Annotated in this window: 17 protein-coding genes and 1 tRNA gene; 1 reads left to right on the forward strand and 17 read right to left on the reverse strand. The window is 37.9% G+C overall.

What is annotated here, in order from left to right; all coding sequences use genetic code 11:
* Positions 1-325 precede the first annotated feature (325 nt).
* The 10 genes from LKI_RS02595 to LKI_RS02640 form a co-directional block, all read right to left on the reverse strand.
* Positions 326-1,042: an ABC transporter ATP-binding protein gene (locus LKI_RS02595; protein ID WP_013102594.1), complete on the reverse strand. Its 717-nt coding sequence runs from the start codon at positions 1,040-1,042 to the stop codon at positions 326-328.
* Positions 1,042-1,824, reverse strand: a complete 783-nt coding sequence (locus tag LKI_RS02600; protein WP_013102595.1) for an ABC transporter ATP-binding protein — start codon at positions 1,822-1,824, stop codon at positions 1,042-1,044. Before LKI_RS02600 ends, LKI_RS02595 begins: the two co-directional genes overlap by 1 nt.
* On the reverse strand, positions 1,796-2,770 hold the full coding sequence (locus tag LKI_RS02605) for a branched-chain amino acid ABC transporter permease (RefSeq protein WP_013102596.1): 975 nt from the start codon (positions 2,768-2,770) through the stop codon (positions 1,796-1,798). Before LKI_RS02605 ends, LKI_RS02600 begins: the two co-directional genes overlap by 29 nt.
* Positions 2,771-2,774: 4 nt before the next feature.
* A complete protein-coding gene (locus tag LKI_RS02610) occupies positions 2,775-3,653 on the reverse strand; it encodes a branched-chain amino acid ABC transporter permease (protein ID WP_187286362.1) in 879 nt (292 codons plus the stop codon).
* 12 nt (positions 3,654-3,665) lie between these two features.
* Complete coding sequence (locus LKI_RS02615; protein ID WP_013102598.1) at positions 3,666-4,838, reverse strand: ABC transporter substrate-binding protein; 1,173 nt, start codon at positions 4,836-4,838, stop codon at positions 3,666-3,668.
* Between the two features lie 33 nt (positions 4,839-4,871).
* Positions 4,872-6,014, reverse strand: a complete 1,143-nt coding sequence (locus LKI_RS02620; RefSeq protein WP_013102599.1) for a PTS sugar transporter subunit IIC — start codon at positions 6,012-6,014, stop codon at positions 4,872-4,874.
* A gap of 358 nt (positions 6,015-6,372) precedes the next feature.
* Positions 6,373-7,002 carry a uracil phosphoribosyltransferase gene (gene upp / locus LKI_RS02625; RefSeq protein ID WP_013102600.1) on the reverse strand — a complete coding sequence of 210 codons (630 nt, stop codon included), beginning with the start codon at positions 7,000-7,002 and terminating at the stop codon, positions 6,373-6,375.
* A 130-nt stretch (positions 7,003-7,132) separates the two neighbouring features.
* Entirely contained in the window at positions 7,133-8,521 is a 1,389-nt protein-coding gene (gene brnQ / locus LKI_RS02630) for a branched-chain amino acid transport system II carrier protein (protein WP_013102601.1), read from the reverse strand.
* On the reverse strand, positions 8,521-9,312 hold the full coding sequence (locus LKI_RS02635) for a 2-keto-4-pentenoate hydratase (protein WP_013102602.1): 792 nt from the start codon (positions 9,310-9,312) through the stop codon (positions 8,521-8,523). Before LKI_RS02635 ends, brnQ begins: the two co-directional genes overlap by 1 nt.
* Before the next feature lie 268 nt (positions 9,313-9,580).
* Positions 9,581-10,195, reverse strand: coding sequence for an ECF transporter S component (locus tag LKI_RS02640; RefSeq protein ID WP_013102603.1), 615 nt, complete (start codon positions 10,193-10,195; stop codon positions 9,581-9,583).
* 90 nt (positions 10,196-10,285) lie between these two features.
* Here LKI_RS02640 and LKI_RS02645 point away from each other — a divergent pair.
* Positions 10,286-10,358: transfer RNA gene (locus LKI_RS02645), tRNA-Arg, on the forward strand.
* A gap of 20 nt (positions 10,359-10,378) precedes the next feature.
* On the opposite strand, the gene LKI_RS02650 is transcribed toward LKI_RS02645, so the two are convergent.
* The 7 genes from LKI_RS02650 to LKI_RS02680 form a co-directional block, all read right to left on the reverse strand.
* Positions 10,379-10,993: an ECF transporter S component gene (locus tag LKI_RS02650; RefSeq protein WP_013102604.1), complete on the reverse strand. Its 615-nt coding sequence runs from the start codon at positions 10,991-10,993 to the stop codon at positions 10,379-10,381.
* A gap of 147 nt (positions 10,994-11,140) precedes the next feature.
* Complete coding sequence (locus LKI_RS02655; protein WP_013102605.1) at positions 11,141-11,464, reverse strand: PTS sugar transporter subunit IIB; 324 nt, start codon at positions 11,462-11,464, stop codon at positions 11,141-11,143.
* A 175-nt stretch (positions 11,465-11,639) separates the two neighbouring features.
* Positions 11,640-14,435, reverse strand: coding sequence for an isoleucine--tRNA ligase (gene ileS / locus LKI_RS02660; protein WP_013102606.1), 2,796 nt, complete (start codon positions 14,433-14,435; stop codon positions 11,640-11,642).
* 292 nt (positions 14,436-14,727) lie between these two features.
* Positions 14,728-15,426, reverse strand: coding sequence for a DivIVA domain-containing protein (locus LKI_RS02665; RefSeq protein ID WP_013102607.1), 699 nt, complete (start codon positions 15,424-15,426; stop codon positions 14,728-14,730).
* A 37-nt stretch (positions 15,427-15,463) separates the two neighbouring features.
* The gene (locus tag LKI_RS02670) at positions 15,464-16,258 is read right to left on the reverse strand and encodes a YlmH family RNA-binding protein (protein ID WP_013102608.1); all 795 of its coding nucleotides are present in this window, start codon (positions 16,256-16,258) and stop codon (positions 15,464-15,466) included.
* Positions 16,255-16,524: a YggT family protein gene (locus LKI_RS02675; RefSeq protein ID WP_013102609.1), complete on the reverse strand. Its 270-nt coding sequence runs from the start codon at positions 16,522-16,524 to the stop codon at positions 16,255-16,257. The genes LKI_RS02670 and LKI_RS02675 overlap by 4 nt, the downstream gene beginning before the upstream one ends.
* A 4-nt stretch (positions 16,525-16,528) precedes the next feature.
* Positions 16,529-16,987: a cell division protein SepF gene (locus LKI_RS02680; protein ID WP_013102610.1), complete on the reverse strand. Its 459-nt coding sequence runs from the start codon at positions 16,985-16,987 to the stop codon at positions 16,529-16,531.
* Between the last annotated feature and the right edge of the window lie 88 nt (positions 16,988-17,075).

The raw sequence follows: 17,075 nt of genomic DNA on the forward strand, positions 1-17,075 counted from the left end.
CAGTTTGAACCTAATCAAACTGCGGGACGACTTATCGTGTTACCACCCGGTATTTGTATGTTAAAAACACACCTCATACAATCGCCGCTATTTAAATAGCGGGAATTGTTGTTGCTATAACGGGCTCACCCGGCCACCGTTTACATCGTATTGACGTATGCTCACCATGACATATCTCTCCAAGACCATTTTCATATCATCGCGCAGTCTACTTTCACCAAACATAGACTCTCTAAGTACGCTCAACATATTACTTATCTCTTCACTGTTGAGAATATAATAACAACTTTATCAGAATATGTCAAATTTTTTTATTTTCAAATCACTATCCACCTAAATAAGCTTCCCGTACTTCATGAGATGCTAATAGCTCCTCACCCGTACCAGTTGAAAGAATTTTTCCACCTTCTAATACATAACCACGATCTGCTATTTTTAAAGCCTGGTTTGCATTTTGTTCGATTAGCAGTACTGTCACACCTGTATCTCTGATCTTTTGAATAATGTCAAAAATTTTTTGAATATACAGTGGCGCTAATCCCATCGACGGCTCATCCAATAAAATCATTTTCGGTTTTGCCATTAGTGCACGGCCAATGGCTAACATTTGCTGCTCACCACCTGATAGCGTAGCCGCATCCTGATGACGTCGTTCCTTTAAAATTGGAAATTGGTCGTAAACGACATCATAACCTGCATTGTTCTGACGCTTATTTGACACAGTAAAGGCACCCAGTTGCAAATTTTCCTGCACCGTCATGCCTGGGAACACTCGTCGACCTTCAGGCACTTGAACAATCCCGCAACGTACTCTTTTTTCAGATGGCATATGATTTACAATTTGATGATTGAAAAGGATACTGCCATCTGTTACTTTTTCTAATCCAGAAATTGTACGTAAAATGGTACTTTTCCCAGCACCATTTGCGCCAATTAAAGTGACGATTTCACCACGATTCACAACAAAATCAATCCCACGAACCGCTTTAATGGCACCATAATGAACACTTAAATGCGTTATTTTCAATAATTTTTCAGCCATCAACCCTCTTCTCCCAAATAAGCCCGAATAACTGCTGGGTTATTTTGAATTTCTTTTGGTGTACCAGTTGCCAAAACTTTCCCATACTCTAAAACGTATAAACGCTCACTAACTGCCATAACCAATTTCATATCATGCTCAATTAGGACAATTGTCATTTTAAATTGAATCTGAATTTGTTTAATCAATTCTGTTAGTTCTGCTGTCTCTTGTGGATTCATTCCTGCAGCAGGTTCATCTAAAAATAAAATTTTAGGTTTTGTCGCTAAGGCCCGAACAATTTCTAACCGACGTTGTTGACCATATGGCAACGTATTAGCCAACTCATCTGCTACGCCTGTCATACCAAATATCTTTAATAAAGACAATGCTTTCTGACGGTTTTGTGCCTCATTTCGATAAAATTTTGGCGTTCTTAAAATAGCCTGTAATGGATAAGATTGATTTTTAGCAGTCATCGCAATCAGTACATTTTCTATCACCGTTCTACTTTTAAATAGTCTAATATTTTGAAACGTGCGAGCAATACCTAATTGTGAACGTTTATAAGGCGATAGTTGATTAATTTGGGATAATTTATCATGATCATCAATAAACACATCACCAGATGTTGGCTTATAGACGCCCGTTAGTAAATTAAATAGTGTTGTTTTCCCCGCGCCGTTTGGTCCAATCAATCCGATAAGCTCATTGTCATGTGCCTCTATAGTCACCTTATCTACCGCTGTTACACCACCAAATTCAACACGTAACTCATGCGCCTTTAGAATGGTCTTTGTCATGGTCTCCTCCTGAATCAAACAACATTTTTTTTAACGAAAATTCTGATCTACCAAATAACCCCTGTGGTCTAAACAACATGACAACAATTAACACAACAGCATAAACAACCATACGTAATGAACCAAAATTTTGTAATATGACATCTAGTATACCTAAAGCAACCGCAGTTACTACGGTACCACTAATTGAACCAATACCACCCAATACCACAATAATTAATATAGTAATACTTTGCATAAATGTAAAGTCTTGCGGTGAAACAGATTGTATAAAACTGGCACGTAATCCGCCAGCAAGAGCAGCTAAAACTGCACCAAGAACAAAAGCAATTACTTTATACTTAGTGGTATTAATTCCTAGAGACTCTGCTGCAATTTCATTATCACGAACAGCTATAATAGCCCGACCTATCGGGCTTCTAACTAAATTGACAACGATAATAATTGTTAGCACAGCGAGTCCAAAAACAAGTGGCCAAGTAACGAAAGATGGAATGGCAAAAATACCAGCGGGTCCACGTGTGAATTTAAAATTCATAATTAAAATTCTAATAATTTCCGAAACGCCTAACGTAGCAATTGCTAAATAATCACCACGCAAACGTAATGTTGGTATGCCTACAATTAATGCTACTATACCACTCAACATCGCACCCACAAGGAGACTGATTATAAAACCAAATATTGTTGGTACTGATGTGACTATTAACGCTGTCGCGTAAGCACCAATAGCCATAAAACCTGCGTGGCCTAAAGAAAATTGCCCGGACATCCCAATAATTAAATTTAAACCAATTGCAGCAATCAAATTAATGCCAATTAACACAATAGTGGTTAACCCATAGGGACCAATGATATCAAACATCGTCATGACAACAATTAAAATGACAATCATTAGCGCTAAGGTAGCCCAACTTAACGTATATTTTATATGCGCTTTATCCATGAACTTACACCTTTTCCCGTTTGTTTTTACCCAAAATACCCGTTGGCTTGAACAATAAAACGACAATTAATATAGCATACACAATAGCATCTTTATAGTTCGATAGTCCAACTGCTTGTGTCATGGTTTCTAAAATACCGATTAGCCAACCACCTAAAGCTGCGCCAGGAATAATACCAATACCACCCAAAACTGCCGCTACGAACGCTTTAATACCTGGTGTCATCCCCATCAATGGATCAATATTATTATAATATAGACCAATCAATACACCACCAGCCGCAGCTAATGCTGATCCAATTGCAAAAGTAAATGAAATTGTACGATTAACATTAATACCCATTAATATTGCTGCCTCTTCATCAGCCGATACTGCACGCATAGCACGACCCATTTTTGTTTTTTTAACAATAATATTTAATAAAATCATTAGAATAATCGCAGTAGATATAATAATGATTTGAATATTAGATATTTGTAAACTACCAAAATGATACTGTATTGTTTTAATTGCTTGTGGAAATGATCTTTTATCAGATCCAAAAAGATAACTCATACCATTTTCCAGAAAAAATGATACACCTAAGGCTGAAATCAAAACAGCGATTCTTGGTGAATGCCGTAACGGCCGATAAGCAATAAATTCAATTAACATACCTAAAACAGCACAAATTGCCATCGATAAAATTAATGCAATAAAGAAATTCATATGCATCACGCGAAGAAAGAAATAACCAAAGTATGCCCCTAACATGTAGATATCACCATGTGCAAAGTTAATTAATTTAATGATGCCATAAACCATTGTATAGCCTAACGCTAGTAAGGCATACACACTTCCTAGTATCACACCATTGATTAATTGTTGAATTATCATTGACAAGATAGTCACCTATTATTTCACAACTGTAGCAGTTGAATCTTTTCCATTTTGAACACCCACCATAACAATTGATTTTTTCGGATTATGGAATTTATCCATTGTCATTTTACCTGTTGTGCCTTCAAAGTTTTTAATTTTAGCCAAACCATCTGTAATTTTAGCTTTATCAATTGATTTTTCATCTTCAATTGCTTGCTTAATCATGTAAACAGCATCATATGACAATGCGGTAAATTGGGATGGCTCTTGTTGATAGTCTTTACGGTAAGACTTCACAAAGGACTTAGCTGCATCAGTCGATAATGCTTTTGTTGAGAAGTGCGCTGCGTAATAAACATTACTTGTATTTTTATTACCAGCAATTTCAGCTAATTTGGGATCCCCTAATCCATCTGGTCCAATAACAGGCACTTCAATTCCCATATCACGAGCCTGTTTTAAAATAGCTCCCGCTTCAGTATAGTAACCATTAATTATAATGGCATCAAACTTTTTATTCTTAATTTTTGTTAAAATTGCTTGGAAATCTGTATCACCTGCTTGGTATGAATCGGTTTCAACAATATTACCTGTATATGCTTTTTTAAATGCTGCTGTGATACCTGTGCCATAATCTGAAGAATTATCTTGAAAAACAATAACATTCCTAGCTTTAATCGTATCTGTAGCAAATTGTGCCATCTTTGTACCTAAATATGAATTTTTAAATTGTGCACGGAAAATATAAGGCTGAACTGCGCCATTTTTTTGTACCGTAATACTATCAGCACCAGCTGTAGGTGATATCACTGGTGTCTTGCCTTTCGTTGCTGACGGTATAGCCGCTTGAACAGCAGAAGTCACAACTGGTCCAACAATAGCATTCACTTGGTTATTGTTAATCAAATTTGTAGTAACGGAAGCCGCTTCTGTGTTATCTGACTTACTGTCTTTGTTAACCATCTTGAATTTATAAGTTTTACCATTGACCTTAACACCGCCGGCAGCGTTAATGCGTTTAACAGCGAAGTTAGCCCCCTTCTGCTCAGCTTGGCCATAAGCCGAAACATTACCAGAGGTATCAAATACCCCACCAATTTTGACAATATTAGCTGTTTTATTGCCTGTTTTCTTCATCATACCAAAACCAATAACACCACCAATTACAACAACAAAGGCAACAACTATAGCAATAATTTTTTTCATATTTTCTCTCCAAATATCATTTAAACAAACACATTAAATCATTTCCAAATGCAACTGTTCTGGTTTTGCCCAACCCATCTTGCGCATCACTCGGTAACCCACAAATGACACAACAACTGGTACAATCACACCAACGCCCATATAAGCGGCAAACGCAATTGGATTTGATCCCGCCAAAGCCAAAGGTACGATAAACGAATTAAATCCAATACCCGCCATAGCAAATGGTGCTGTAACATGAAATACTATTGTGGCAATTGGTGCTGCAATAGCTGCACCAATCATTGGTGGGATAATCAATGCTGGATTTTTGGTCAAATTTGGAAATTGAATTTTTGGTGTCACAATGCCTTGTGCAATTGTTGCACCGATTTTATTCTCTTGAAATGACATGGCTGGAAAACCAACAAATACAGCTGTTGTTCCAATCAATATCGCACCAGCTGCCTGTGGTGACGTCACACCTGTTGCACCGATAGCAACAGCTAATGCCGCCGCAGATGCAGGTGTCATTGTTAATGCACCAAATACCATGGCAACAATTGCTGTCCCAATAATCGGATTAACTGAAACACTTGATGCAATGAATTGGCCAACTGCTACTAAGGCAGGTGTCGTAATCATCGCCAAGTAATAACCACTTACCGTACCAACAATTGTTGTTGCAGCCGGTACAATAACCATGTCCAATGGCGTTTTACCACTCAACCATTTGCCAAACAAGACGGCAATAATGGCTGCCATAACAGCTGATATTGGTTGCCCGGTTGTTATAATGGCTGAACCGGCAGCTTGTGTTCCAGCATAGCCTGTTGCCGTAACACCTTGCACAGCTGTATTACTAAAAAATACTGCGTTCGCTCCAACAGTTGAAGCAGCCATCGCACTAAACATAACCATTGTGTTTGTTTTCATTTGTGAGGCTACAGCTGCACCAAAAGCGGCTGGTAACATAATTTTTGTGATAGCACCCATCTGTACCATTGGTGCCCAGTTAATAAATCCAGCAATGGTTTGCAATAACAACCCCATGCCCAAAGTTACCAAAATGGCATTGGAAACTGCAGCTGATGTTTTATAAACAATATCACGAACAGATTCTTCTGCCTCACCAACTTTTTCTTGAATTGCTTCTTTACTGATTTGCGGTTCCTTATTGATTGCATTCTGTGCCATAATCCTAATCTCCTTTTTAATCACATCTCCAACTAAGCAGTGCAATCATTAGAGTACAATAAAGCGCCCCAACGATTGCTCGTTAGGGCGCTTTACACGCATTTTTCCTAACCAGCCACTATCCTTTTTAAAGTCTAGTAGCTGATCCTGCTCAAATAACAACCAACTAGACTCAAATGAGAAGAAGGTTGAGGAGGAGACGTGTGTTATTCATTTGTTTGAAATACGTTTTAGTCATGGTGACTCTCCTTGTTTGAGCAATTACTTGCTTGTTTCTTGATGATTAAAACTATACACAGGTTAATGAAAAATGTCAATACTTTTATAAAACTAATTTTAAGTCACTTATTCTAATTATTTACATTGTTCCAAATAAACGATCACCGGCATCCCCTAATCCAGGTACAATATAGCCATGTTCGTTTAACTTTTCATCTAATGACCCAGTGTAGATATCAACATCCGGATGTGCCTCCTGAACAGCTTTTACACCCTCAGGAGCCGAAACAAGTGTAATCAGTTTGATATGCTTGGCGCCACGTTTTTTAAGTGCAGAAATCGCATCTTTTGCTGATCCACCAGTTGCTAACATAGGATCAACCAATAAAACATCCCGTTGATCAATATCTTCCGGTAATTTAATGAAATATTCTACAGGTTCTAATGTTGCTTCATCACGATACATACCAATATGACCAATCTTAGCAGCAGGAATCAGTTGTAAAATGCCATCCACCATACCTAAACCTGCACGTAAAATTGGCACAACAGCTAATTTTTTACCAGCCAATTGCTTTTTAGTTGTTGTCGCAACAGGTGTTTCTACCACAACATCTTCTAACTGTAAATCGCGACTAGCTTCATAAGTCATTAGCATAGCGATTTCATCTACCAAAGCACGAAAATCTTTGGTACCCACTTTTTTATTGCGAATCATTGTCAGCTTATGCTGAATCAATGGATGATCCATTTCAACAAATTTTCCCATGATATTATAGATTATATTTGACAAAAGGCGACTATCTTAAGTTCATCAGCAGTTTATCAAGTATATTTCCTTTCAATTTTACTAACATCATTATATCAAAAAAGCGCCCTGCACGGGGCGCATCTGACAATCAATCGTGTGATATATTAACAGATACTTCTGAGTTAACACGATTATGCTGTTTTTGATTCGCATTTGAAAAAACATAAAAGCCACAACCAATTAACGTGCCTACTAAGGCTGGAACTATCCAACCAAATCCTAACGCTGAAAATGGGACATATTGATGATATGCCGCTACAACGCCCTGAACACCATGATTACCCATAAATGGTGAATTAGCAAGAGCATCCAATAACGCTGGTAGGACAACACCGGCCACAGCACCACGATATATCATGGTTGAACGATTAAAGTAGTTCGAAAATAACGACAATAAAATGAGTACCAAAGCAAATGGATACAATAACATTAATACAGGAACTGACCAGGCTACAATATTAGTCAAGCCTGCATTTGCAGTAACAAAAGAACCAAAAGCAATCAGTCGTAAAAACGATAGGTAGCTTATCTTAGGAAAAGCCAAATGCAAATCCTGTGCAAAAGACACAAACAATCCCATCGCTGTCGTAAATACAGCTAATGTCACCAATACACCTGTTAAAGCAGTACCAAAGTTACCTGCATAGTGAGTAATAATCTGAGCAAAAGCATCCCCACCATTTGCTGCAGGTTTGAATTGTCCTAAGCTTGAAACACCCAATAAAACTAAACTTGTATAGAAAACGCCTTCAATAACAATACTTAGTAACCCTGCTTTAGCCAATACCTTAGATACTTGATGGTCGCCAAAACCAAGTCCTCTCACAGCGTACACAACAGACACAGCCAATGCTAGCAAAGCTAAGCCATCCATCGTATTATACCCATCTAGTACACCCTGTAACCCAGCATTACTTTGGTATGCTGCATTAACAACCTGATGTGTGCCACCCATTGGCATAAAGAGTGCTACAAGTAATACAACAACTAATAAACCAATAAACAATGGATTCAAATATTTACCAATGTGTTTAGTTAGTTCAGCTTGTTTAACTGTTAAAAAGTAAGCTAATCCAAAGAATAAAGCAGAAAAAACTAGCATACCTACCTGTTGATGATCTGCTGATAAAAATGGTGCCACGCCCATTGAAAAAGCTGTTGCTGCCGTACGAGGTGTGCCAAAAAATGGCCCAATAGTAAGATGAATCACAACTAAGAATAATAAGCCAAACCAATGTCCAACGGGTTTTGCCATATCGTACACGCTTCGACTGCGCGTGACACTAACAGCTAACATAGCTAGAAACGGTACAATAGTTCCCGTCACTAAGAACCCTAAAGTTGCAGGAATCCAGTTTCCACCAGCCAGTTGACCTAATTGTACTGGAAAAATCAGATTACCAGCACCGAAAAACATCCCAAAAATTAATGAAGCTATCAAAAGCAATTGACGCCATGTCAGTTTTTTATCAACCATTATTTATTCTCCTCAACCTGGAGAACGACTGTACCAAATTCCCCTGTGAAATCCACACGCCATTCTCCTGCACTTAAACGTGGTGGTAATAAGAACGTTCCCGTAGATGCTTGCGTTCCCGCCAAAAATGGCTTACCTTGTTCTGCTAACTTAGCAACTAGCCATTCTAATGATGCTACTGGATTGCCCAATACCTCACTTCCTTCTCCTTGTCCAACCTGTTTACCATCATAGATCAACGTAGCACTGACATTTGCCAATTCGTCAACAGTTAATGTATCCCCATCTCGAGGCGTGCCTGAAACAACAGCACCACCTACAGCTGTATCACTTAATACTAAGTACTTGTCTAGTTTTGGAAACCACGACTTAAAACGCGCATCAGGAACTTCTAAAGCCGGCGCCACTGTTGTATTTTTTAGTAATGCTTCTTTTGACATATCCGTTGTTAAATTCACTTTAGCAGTAAATATCAACTCCACTTCAACTAGTGGTTCATTATATGACGCTAAATCTAAGACATACGGTGATTTCACAAAACGATTAGCCACTTGTGCACCATATAATGGTGCATCTGATGCAAACAGATTCTGCGTTTCAGGAGAAGTCAGCGATACTTTATAGCCTGCTGTTTTTTCATTTTTCAATGCCATAACTGCGTCTTGTACCTCATATGCCGTGTCAAAATCTTGTACGACATTGACGTAATCGTCTTGATCTAATGGGACATTATCTTTGAATGCCTCAAACAAACTTTGCGCAAGCTTTTGTTGTTCTAATGTTAATGTCATAATATTCTCCCACGAAATAAAACAAAAAAAGAGACAAGCTGCTTTTAAAAAGCAGCTTGTCTCTTTGACAATTATCAGCTGCCCATCAAATGATTGATAGGCACCCAAAATTATCAGCACCTATCACGAAATAATGATAATGCTGATAATAATTTGTGTTGTTGTGTTAACTGATGTTGTCATTTGTTTATCTCTTTTTTTATTTAATATATTTATTAAAACATACTAATTAAAAATTGTCAATAATTAATTAAAATCACAGAATTAATTATCCTTTAATCCCAGAATTTTCGGCTAATGGCACTAAAATTTTGCCAATAATTGTAACTAAAATAGCCCCTGTAATCACTTCAAATATACCATTGAATGCAACAATACTAACTAACCACCCTAAAATATTTTCTGTTGGTACGCCCGTAAAATTAGTATGCATCACTGTAAAACCAACCGCCGTTGACAAGACAACGCCAACAGTATTAAGTAATGCGGCTAATGCTCCCAAAGAAGCTAAGCCGAAAACTTGTATTCTAGCACTTTTCCCGCGCAGTAACTGATTAAATAACCAACCAATTAAAAATCCCATTAAAAGACGCGGCACAATTGCTGTAATTGGATTTTGAAATATGAGAGAACCGATAGTCCCTGGCGTTGACCATGCTTGCCATAGCGTTATTAACCCCCAAAACGCACCCATGAACGCACCCCAACGCGCGCCTAAAATAATTGCTGCAATGGCCACCGTAAATTGAATAATTGTTGGCGCAGCCCCAACAATAAAGGCACCTAGTGGAATGTAACCTAACCATGGGACAACAACTTGTATTATCACAATAGCCATAAAAAAAATTGCCATTACTAAATATTTTGTTCGATTATTTGTCATCGTATATTTCCTTATTAAAAATTAAGATCGTATTGACCAGTTGCGTTATTGCTTGTTTTTAAATCAATTTACGGTATAATAAAATAGTTCGCACTAATAGTTTAACGGGATAAAACGGGGACCTCCTAAGTCTTTGCTCCCAGTTCGAGTCTGGGTTAGTGCATCATATAATATTTCCCCTCATCAGCCGTTAATCCCTGATCGTTGAGCGATTGGCAGCAAAATATTACCTATAAGCATCACTAATATAAATCCAACAATCATTTCAAAAATTGCATTGAAAGACACAATACCGACTAACCAATTTAAAAGATTGTGGTCAGGAATACCGGTAAAATTAGTATGCATCATCGTAAATCCAATAACTGTTAAGATAACCACACCAATTGTATTAATTAAGGCAGCTAATACACCCAAAATTCCTAGCCCAAGTGTTTGAACTGCGGCTGAACGATTACGTAAAAATAAATTAAATAACACACCAATTAATAAACCAACTAAAATACGTGGCAGCAGTGCAGTAACTGGATTTTGAAACATTAATGAACCAATGGTCCCTGGATGTGTTAACGCATTAATGAATGACAGGCTCCCCCAAAAAAAGCCAACAATGGCGCCGTACTTTGGGCCGAGTAAAATACCAGATAATGCTACTGTAAATTGTATAATCGTTGCACTAGCGCCAACAACAAACGCTCCTAAGGGCATAACCCCCAACCACGGCACAATCATTTGAACCAACACAATAGCAACAAATAATGTTGTAATAATGTAATACTTCGTTTTTCGGTTTGTCATGACCCTTATATCGGTCACTCGTAATGATGAGAACCGCTCCTCTTATTTGATAATTATATTGTATCTTAATCAGTAGGTTAAACACAATCAAAAAAAGTCGTAAGGATGGTTACTAACTCGGATTAGTCAGTTTATGGCTAACCACAATCAGTTATCTTTCAATAGCGTTTCAGCCATCTTCAGTATATTATCGCCATTCATCGTACCATAATCTATCATATTCATCACAGCCATGGGTATCTTATGAATATCAGTTTGGTTCTTAACCTCATCTTTTAAATACGAAACTTGAGGTCCTAACAGTACAACATCAGGTTGCGTATCATTTAATTTTCCCGCAACATCCGACAGAGCCACCGCAAATATTTCGTAATCTTTTCCTTGATTAGCCGCTGATTTTTTCATATTAGCCACTAAAAGTGATGTTGACATACCAGCAGCACAAACTAACATAACGCGTTTTGTTGCCATAAAGTTTTTCTCCTTAAATGTCTAGCATGCTTTCCTACTACTATTATACCGCTAATTGTATTTGCTTATGTGAGCGTTTTCTTTTTAAGAAAACTAATGGCAATAAAAAATGTTATTGTAGAGTGACTATACAATAACATTTTTTATTACTTTGATTAGCAGACAAATAGCTACGTTATTCTAAGCCTTCCGTTAGGGCTTCAGGATAAAACTCACGTACGATGTCGGCCTCATGTTGAGATAATTCAGGGAATGCCGCATCAGCACCCAAATCCTCGTGGAACATACGATCACGCGGTGATACCCCACCAATTGCATGTTTAACATCAATTAATATACCGTCATATGACTTAACATCGGTCGGCGCTTTTTCAACATCAACAATGTACAATTGAGAAACCATAAGCAATAGACGCACATCTGCATTCAAATTTTGTAATAAATCGTTTTGTTCAGAAGTAACATACAGCGTCAAAGCCGCTTCGGCATTTTTACCAATTAATTCAGCGCCACGTGCTTCTTCAAGCGCTTTATTCACAGCATCACGTAGAGACATAAATGTTGACCAATTCTCTAATAAGGCTGTTACGTTTCCTAGATCTTTCGCTTCCGGCATTTCTGACAAGTAGGCAAAATCTAACGTTTCATTTGGCAAATATTCCCAAACTTCTTCAGCCGTATGGGGCAAAACTGGTAATAACAACTTTGTTAATGCTAGCAAAGTTTCATAAAATACCGTTTGCATAGAACGCCGCGCATGTCCAGTTGGTGCTTCAACGTAAACCACGTCTTTAGCAATATCCAAATAGAAGGCTGACAAATCAACGTTGACAAAATTAATCACTCGTTTGAAAATATCATTAAATTGATAGTTATCATAAGATTGACGAACATCTTTAATAAAGTTATTCAATAACACAGAGAAATATTGATCGTGTCCCGCCCGTTCAGCGAATGGCACCGCATCAGTTGTCGCATTATAATCTGTTGTATTGGCCATTAAGAACCGCAATGTGTTTCTTAATTTACGATAACTTTCGGAAACTTGTTTTAATATGTCATTTGATACTGGCATATCTTGTGATGTGTCAACCGAAATTGTCCACAAGCGCAAAATTTCAATACCCATCTTATCAGCCACATCGAGTGGTGAAATTGTGTTACCAAGTGACTTAGACATTTTATTGCCTTTACCGTCTAGCGTAAATCCTTGTGATAGCACATTTTTATAAGGCGCATGACCAGTAGCAGCAACCGATGTGATTAGGGACGAGTTAAACCACCCACGATATTGATCTGATCCTTCCAAATACATGTCCGCAGGATAATCTAAATGATCACGTGTATTCATAACACCGGCCCAAGACGACCCTGAGTCAAACCAAACATCCATGATATCTTCTTCTTTGGTAAATTGGCCATTTGGTGAATGCTCATTTGTATAACCATCAGGCAATAAGTCTTTAGCCTCATGCTCAAACCAGTAGTTTGATCCATGTGCTTCAAATAAATCAGCCACATGATTAATAACTGCTTGATCCACAATTGGTGTTTGATCTTCCGCATAGAATATTGGTAATGGTACACCCCACACACGTTGACGTGAAATAACCCAATCACCACGGTCACGTATCATATTGTACAGTCGCTTCTTGCCCCATTCAGGATAAAAAGTCACATGATCAAGCTCATTTAATATATTTTGACGGAACTTTTCTACAGATGCAAACCACTGTGGCACTGCTCGCCAGATAATTGGTTTCTTTGTACGCCAATCAAAAGGATATGAGTGTGTAATTTTTTCTTTTGCTAAAAATAGCTGTGCATCTTTTAACTTATTAATGACGACACCAACAACATCATCATAAAACTTGCCTTCGAAATCAGGGCCGGCATTTTTCGTCATGTACCCCTTTTCGTCCACTGTCACAAATGCCTCAAGGCCATACTTCATACCAACATTGAAATCATCTTCACCAAAACCTGGGGCTGTGTGCACTAGCCCCGTACCGGAATCTAATGTCACATGATCAGCATTCATAACTAATTCTTCAGTTTCAGAATCCCAAGGATGATACGCTATTATGCGATCTAATTCTTGTCCTTTATAAGTTGCAAGAATTTCATAATTTTCCCAGCCAAATAGCGGTACAATGGCATCCAAACGGCCAGTTGCAATCACAAACTTTCGTGTTTCACCTGCAGGTTGAATAACGGCATACGTCATATCAGGGCCAAGCGTAATACCACGCGATGCTGTTACTGTAAATGGTGTTGTTGTCCAAACAACAAAATATGTATCGTTATCAAGAATACCTTTACCATCCTTGACCTGGTTGGCATAGTACAATGAAACAGAATCAATATCATGATATTCTATTTCGGCTTCTGCAAGTGCAGATTCTGATGACCATGACCAATAAACAGGTTTTGAACCTTTAAATATATAGCCTTTGCCAGCCATTTCACCAAAGACACGTAATTGAGCTGCCTCAAATTCAGGTAACAAGGTAATATATGGTTTTTCCCAATCTGCCATGATTCCTAAACGTTTGAAATCATTTCTTTGCTTGTCAACTTGCGTCAAAGCAAAATCTTTTGCTAAATTACGCCACTCTGCCTTCTTCATCGATTTACGATCATAACCAGCTTTCGTCAATTGTTGCTCAATTGGCAAACCATGTGTATCCCACCCCGGAACATAAGGTGCATAAAATCCAGCCATATTCTTATAACGAACAATAATATCTTTTGAAATTTTATTTAAAGCATGCCCCAAGTGAATGTTACCATTGGCGTATGGTGGCCCATCATGCAAATTAAAATGCGGTTTATTTTCATTTTGTGTCAATCTTTGTTGATACAAATTAATATCGTACCATTTTTGTTGACGAACAGGTTCCGTTTTTGGCAACGAGCCACGCATTGGAAAATCGGTTTTCCCTAAATTAAGTGTGTCTTTGTATTTCATTTAATTTCTCCCATCGTTTATCTTTAATTCTTATTAGCAGTTTGCGTCATGTTCAAATAAAAAAGTGTCCCTATGTCATTTCGACATAGGGACACTTTCGCGTGGTACCACCCAAGTTTAGTTATATTAAATAACCCTCAAACCAGTATTAACGGACTGCACCGTTTGAACTTACTAAAACTTCAGTTCAACAAAACTTGTAACTGATTTAAATGGCTACAGTGACGATCATCTCAAACCACCATGACTCGCTGCGCGTATGTATGCCAATCTTTTTGTGTTACGCTTCTTGTTATTTATTATTGTCGTTACTATTTTCTTCTGATTCTGGAAACACCACAACTGGACCTGAGGCAGGCTTTGCATCAGTTATTGTATCATCAAGTGCCTCTGCTTCTATCTGTTGTTGATCTTCTACAGCAGCAGATGATTCTTCAGTTGTTATTGTATTATCATTATCCACACGCTTGGCAGTAACTTGACCAAACGGTAAATGATGAACCGCTTCAGCTAATTCATCATTTTCTATTAGTTTACGCTGAAGTGTTAATAATTTCAAGAAGGAATTTTTAAAATTTTCCACTTCAGTTCGTAGTTGGTTCTGCTCATCAATCAAATCAGCATTTTCTTGTGCTAAGTTTGATGCTTCAGCTTCAGCCTTGGTACGTGCATCGCTAATAATTTTAGTGGCAGATTCTTGAGCATGAGTCAGCTGTTTCTTTACCTCAACATCAGCCTCCTGCTTTAAACGATCTGCAGCTTCTTGAGCAACAAAGATAGATTGATTAACTTGTTCACGCTTCGCTTCTAATTCATCAACTCTAGCTTTTAAACCACTATTATCATTGCGCAACTTATCGCGTTCAGCGATCAAGGTTTCATAATCACTATTGACAGTATCCAGAAACGCATCGACTTCCGACGCAATGTAAGCACGTGAGCCTTTCTTAGTAAATTCGTGGTTCAAAATTTCATCAGGTGTTAATAACATCATATCTCCTTTTAACTTCGAAATATTTCGTGTTAATTTAACGACGAATAATATTTACAACTGTCTTAATTTTATCTTTCTTAGTTAAACCATCAATCATCACCAGTTGCAGTCGTCCATAGTGACGAACAGAAACCATATCACCGACAGCAATGACATGATCTGGCTTAAGCATCGTTGCCCAATTAATACGAACTTGTTCTTGTTCAACTAATGACTTTGCCATGCGTCGTGATATATCAAAAGCAGCTGAGACAGCAGTATCGATGCGCAGCGATGAAAGTAGTAAAAACACTTCGTCCCAATCATCGCGATCTGTCACAGGAATATGGTCTAAATTTTGTTCCATCAATGTGATTCTTACACGACCAATTTTTTCAACGGTCTGTTGAATATACGTCACCATTTTAGCATCGACAACAATTTGCCATTGATCCTGATGAGATAGAATATCACCAATAACAGCACGTTCTATACCAGCACTCATAAATGAGCCAAGTATTGTTGCGTGATGTAGCTCGGTAAATTTAACTGGATACTTAATTTCTAATAAAGCTAACTCGAAATCTGACAATTCAATCTCGTAAAAACTTGGGGCGATAAAAGCGCGTTGACTTTCTGCATGAGGTACCACACCATTAAATTGAACAACTAAATCTTTTGCTCGATTAACGCATGTTTGTAAAATATATTGCTCACGTGGGTTTAAAAAACGCGTCAATATGCCTCGATATTCATCCTCACTTTGACGGATCCAATCACTTGCTTGTTGTATAAATTTTTCTTCTTCTGGTCTAAAATGTTGCGTTACTGCGACTGCACTCTCTGTCATACTACAACAAATAATAACACTAAATGTGTCAGCCCACTAATAGCAAAATTCAATGCTAATATTGCCACAATCGGAGAAATATCAATCATACCGCCGATAGGTGGTATGATCCTAAATAGATTCAAATAAGGTGAGACAATACGATGAAGCCAACGCCCTAATGTTGATTGCTGTGCACCAGGCAACCAAGACATCAAAACATAAATAACAATAGCATATTCATAATAGCGCGCAATGCGGACAATCCAGTTTAATATTTCAATCATATAGTTAGTACCTTGTATTAGGTTCTAAATTATCAGTTAGCGTCCCAGAAATTTCAAACGTTGCTGGCGTCACCAAAAAGATAGATTGCCCAATACGTTCAATTTCGCCATTCACAGCATAAATCGCGCCGCCTAAGAAATCTAAAATACGCTTAGCTTGTGATTCATCAATTTGTGTAAAGTTAACGATAACAGCCTCACCACCTAAAATTTGAGAAGCAATCGCTCGAGAGTCAGAGTACACTTTGGGCTCAAATAAAGCAATTTTGCTATTCGCATTACTTGGATCAGTCATTGTTGATTGCGATGCTTGACGGCCCAAATAAGTCGCCTGTTGTGAATTCTGTTGGATTGGTTGCTGAAATTGTTGTTGTTCCTGATAACTATTATTATCGTAGCCATCTTCATATAAATCGTCTTCATCATTACTGAAAAGGCGTTTAATCGTATCACCTAATGCCATAGTTTCTCCTTAACACGTAGATTGGTGATTGCTATGTACAATCGATGGCTTAATCATAATTCATCGATTTACCACACAATCAAGGTGT

The organism is Leuconostoc kimchii IMSNU 11154, from assembly GCF_000092505.1.
GTDB classification, from domain to species: Bacteria; Bacillota; Bacilli; order Lactobacillales; family Lactobacillaceae; genus Leuconostoc; species Leuconostoc kimchii.

Excerpts from the sequence above, each read along its gene's own strand:
- LKI_RS02615 (WP_013102598.1), bottom strand. The coding sequence starts at position 4,838 with ATGAAAAAAATTATTGCTATAGTTGTTGCCTTTGTTGTTGTAATTGGT.
- LKI_RS02620 (WP_013102599.1), bottom strand. The coding sequence starts at position 6,014 with ATGGCACAGAATGCAATCAATAAGGAACCGCAAATCAGTAAAGAAGCA.
- LKI_RS02655 (WP_013102605.1), bottom strand. The coding sequence starts at position 11,464 with ATGGCAACAAAACGCGTTATGTTAGTTTGTGCTGCTGGTATGTCAACA.
- LKI_RS02665 (WP_013102607.1), bottom strand. The coding sequence starts at position 15,426 with ATGTTATTAACACCTGATGAAATTTTGAACCACGAATTTACTAAGAAA.
- ileS (WP_013102606.1), bottom strand. The coding sequence starts at position 14,435 with ATGAAATACAAAGACACACTTAATTTAGGGAAAACCGATTTTCCAATG.
- LKI_RS02650 (WP_013102604.1), bottom strand. The coding sequence starts at position 10,993 with ATGACAAACCGAAAAACGAAGTATTACATTATTACAACATTATTTGTT.
- LKI_RS02600 (WP_013102595.1), bottom strand. The coding sequence starts at position 1,824 with ATGACAAAGACCATTCTAAAGGCGCATGAGTTACGTGTTGAATTTGGT.
- LKI_RS02605 (WP_013102596.1), bottom strand. The coding sequence starts at position 2,770 with ATGGATAAAGCGCATATAAAATATACGTTAAGTTGGGCTACCTTAGCG.
- LKI_RS02595 (WP_013102594.1), bottom strand. The coding sequence starts at position 1,042 with ATGGCTGAAAAATTATTGAAAATAACGCATTTAAGTGTTCATTATGGT.
- brnQ (WP_013102601.1), bottom strand. The coding sequence starts at position 8,521 with ATGGTTGATAAAAAACTGACATGGCGTCAATTGCTTTTGATAGCTTCA.
- upp (WP_013102600.1), bottom strand. The coding sequence starts at position 7,002 with ATGGGAAAATTTGTTGAAATGGATCATCCATTGATTCAGCATAAGCTG.
- LKI_RS02640 (WP_013102603.1), bottom strand. The coding sequence starts at position 10,195 with ATGACAAATAATCGAACAAAATATTTAGTAATGGCAATTTTTTTTATG.
- LKI_RS02670 (WP_013102608.1), bottom strand. The coding sequence starts at position 16,258 with ATGACAGAGAGTGCAGTCGCAGTAACGCAACATTTTAGACCAGAAGAA.
- LKI_RS02635 (WP_013102602.1), bottom strand. The coding sequence starts at position 9,312 with ATGACATTAACATTAGAACAACAAAAGCTTGCGCAAAGTTTGTTTGAG.
- LKI_RS02675 (WP_013102609.1), bottom strand. The coding sequence starts at position 16,524 with ATGATTGAAATATTAAACTGGATTGTCCGCATTGCGCGCTATTATGAA.
- LKI_RS02680 (WP_013102610.1), bottom strand. The coding sequence starts at position 16,987 with ATGGCATTAGGTGATACGATTAAACGCCTTTTCAGTAATGATGAAGAC.